The organism is Haloferula sargassicola (genome assembly GCF_040362925.1).
Classification (GTDB): domain Bacteria; phylum Verrucomicrobiota; class Verrucomicrobiia; order Verrucomicrobiales; family Akkermansiaceae; genus Haloferula; species Haloferula sargassicola.
The window spans coordinates 1-2,371 of sequence record NZ_BAABRI010000044.1; the positions used below are offsets into that span (position 1 = coordinate 1).

The window sequence follows — 2,371 nt, forward strand, 5'->3', positions numbered from 1 at the left end:
GTAAGCCCCCGAGCGACCGCCGTTGGGACGATCTCGGCGGACTCCGCTGACGTGTCAGGATCGCCGGATGTCACGGACACGTTACACCGATGAGGACAAGGCCCGCTTGCTCGGGGAGTTCGTAGCCTGCGGCGGAAGCGCCGCCGCGTTCTGCCGCGAGCGCGGCATTTCCTACCAAACCTTCATGGCTTGGAGTCGGAAACTCCACAACGCCCGCCTCGCCCGCCGCAAGGCGGGGTCTGCGGTGGAGTTCGTGGAACTCGCCCTTGAGCCCCCCGGCGGTAGCCGGATGGAGTCCGCCCCGCAGGTCGAACTCGACTTCGGCGGCGGCTTCGTCCTGCGCATCCACCTCCCGATCCCGCCCCGATGATCCTCACCCACAGCGTGAAGGTCTGCCTGGCCACCCAACCCTGCGACCTGCGGAAAAGCTTCGACACTTTGAGCGTGGTGGTGCGCAACGAGCTGCGCGAGGACCCGCTGTCACGAAAAGTCTTCGTTTTCCTCAACCGCCAAGGCGACCGCGTGAAGATGCTCTACTGGGATGGCAGCGGCTTGTGGATCCTGATGAAACGGCTCGAGCGTGGCCGCTTCTTCCGCCCTCGTCCCACGGCCGACGGGGAAGTGAAGCTCGCGCTCAAGCCCGAGGCGCTTGAAATGCTCCTCAGCGGCATCGACCTCAAGGACGGCATGCAGCGCGCCTGGTACGAACTACCAGAAAAGTAGTAGCTACAGCACCCGCGGGCTTGCCATCGTCTCCAGACGGTTCATCCTCGCCGCACTTTGGACGACGAGCGGGCACAAGCCAGGATCAAGGAACTCGAGGCGCAGGTGCTCCTGCTCACCCAGCAGCTCGACTGGCTCAAGCGCCAGCTCTTCGGGCGCAAGAGCGAGCGCTTCGAGCACCCCGAACTCTTCGACCCCGCCGAGCCGGGAAAAGCCCCGTCCTCCGGCCACGCGGCCGCACCGGAGGATAAGCCGCAAGCCGCCGAACAAGCACCAGCCAGGCGCGAGCACAAGACCCGCACCCGGCGCCTGCCGCAGCACCTCCCGGTCATTGAGGAAGAAGCCGCCCCGCCCGCCGAAGTGCTTGCCGAGCCCGACGCCTGGCGCAAGACCAGCTGCGAGACCAGCGACCAGCTCGAAAAGGAGCCCGGCTACTTTTACCTCCGCCGCACCGTGCGCTGGCGCTACGTGCCGGTCGACCAGCCCTTTGCCACCCCCGTCATCTCGCCGGCCAAGCCCCGTATCATCGACAACGGCTTCCTCGGCCCCGGCCTGCTCGCCGAGCTGCTCGCCAACAAATACCTCTACCACCTCCCCTTTCACCGCCAGCACCAGCTCAACCTGCGGCGCCATGGCGTGGACATCGCCGAAAACACCATGCACGACGCCGCGGAGAAAGTCGGCGACCAGCTCGGCATCCTCGTCGCCCGCATGAAAGAGCGCATGCTCGCCGGCGGCGTCGTCCGCTCCGATGAGACCCCCGTGCGCTGCCTCGACCGCACCGCGCCCGGCGGCAGCAAGCTCGGCTACTTCTGGGTTTACCGCGGACTGAGCGGCGACGTCATCTTCGACTGGCAGACCACTCGCGAGCATCGCCACCTCGCCCAATGGCTCGGTGAAAACTTCGAAGGCGTCCTGCTAAGCGACGGCTACCAAGCCTATGCCGCCTACTGCGAACTCCAGGCGCGGCGCGGAAAGAACGTCCGCCGAGCCGCCTGCCTCGCCCATATCCGCCGCAAGTTCGAGGCCGCACTGAAAGAGCGGCCCGCCGTCGTCGCCTGGATCCTCAAACAGATCGCCGCGCTTTATCGCATCGAGCGTGATCTCGAAGACCATGGCGCGACCACCGAAGTCCGGGCACGAGTGCGGCACAACCGCAGCCTTCCCCTCATCCGCCTGTTAGGGAAAGCATTCAAACACCTCAGTGCCACCGCCATCCGTCCCAAGAGCCGGCTGGGAGAAGCGCTCCATTATGCCCTCGGCCAATGGAGCGCCATGCACACCTTTCTGGAAGACGGACGCGTGGCCATCGACAACAACGCCACCGAGCGCGACATCCGGTCGACGGCGGTGGGGAAGAAGAACTGGATGTTCATTGGTCATCCCGAAGCTGGAGACCGCAGCGCCGCGCTCTACACCGTATTGATCAGCGCCCTCAACCATGGCGTCGATCCGCAAGCGTATCTCAAGGACGTCATCGAGCGCCTGCCCACGATGAGGCCCAACGACCTCGACGCCCTGTTGCCGGAAGTCTGGGCTGCCGAAAACCGCGCCAAGCATCCCGCCGCCCGCGACCTCAAGCGCGTCGCCTGATCCATCCGACCCTCAGCGTCCACCCCAATCCAACGGCGGTCGCTCGGGGGCTTAC

Annotated in this window: 3 protein-coding genes; all 3 read left to right on the forward strand. The window is 65.8% G+C overall.

Annotated features, from left to right (window positions below):
• Window positions 1-67 precede the first annotated feature (67 nt).
• Genes tnpA through tnpC form a run of 3 tightly spaced genes read left to right on the forward strand, consistent with a single transcriptional unit; the run spans window position 68 to window position 2,316 of the window.
• Window positions 68-370, forward strand: coding sequence for an IS66 family insertion sequence element accessory protein TnpA (gene tnpA / locus ABXH26_RS20465; protein ID WP_353568963.1), 303 nt, complete (start codon window positions 68-70; stop codon window positions 368-370).
• A complete protein-coding gene (tnpB, locus tag ABXH26_RS20470; RefSeq protein ID WP_353568964.1) occupies window positions 367-723 on the forward strand; it encodes an IS66 family insertion sequence element accessory protein TnpB in 357 nt (118 codons plus the stop codon). Before tnpA ends, tnpB begins: the two co-directional genes overlap by 4 nt.
• A 57-nt stretch (window positions 724-780) precedes the next feature.
• Window positions 781-2,316 carry an IS66 family transposase gene (tnpC, locus tag ABXH26_RS20475; RefSeq protein WP_353568965.1) on the forward strand — a complete coding sequence of 512 codons (1,536 nt, stop codon included), beginning with the start codon at window positions 781-783 and terminating at the stop codon, window positions 2,314-2,316.
• Window positions 2,317-2,371 lie beyond the last annotated feature (55 nt).

Excerpts from the sequence above, each read along its gene's own strand:
- tnpA (WP_353568963.1), top strand. The coding sequence starts at position 68 with ATGTCACGGACACGTTACACCGATGAGGACAAGGCCCGCTTGCTCGGG.
- tnpB (WP_353568964.1), top strand. The coding sequence starts at position 367 with ATGATCCTCACCCACAGCGTGAAGGTCTGCCTGGCCACCCAACCCTGC.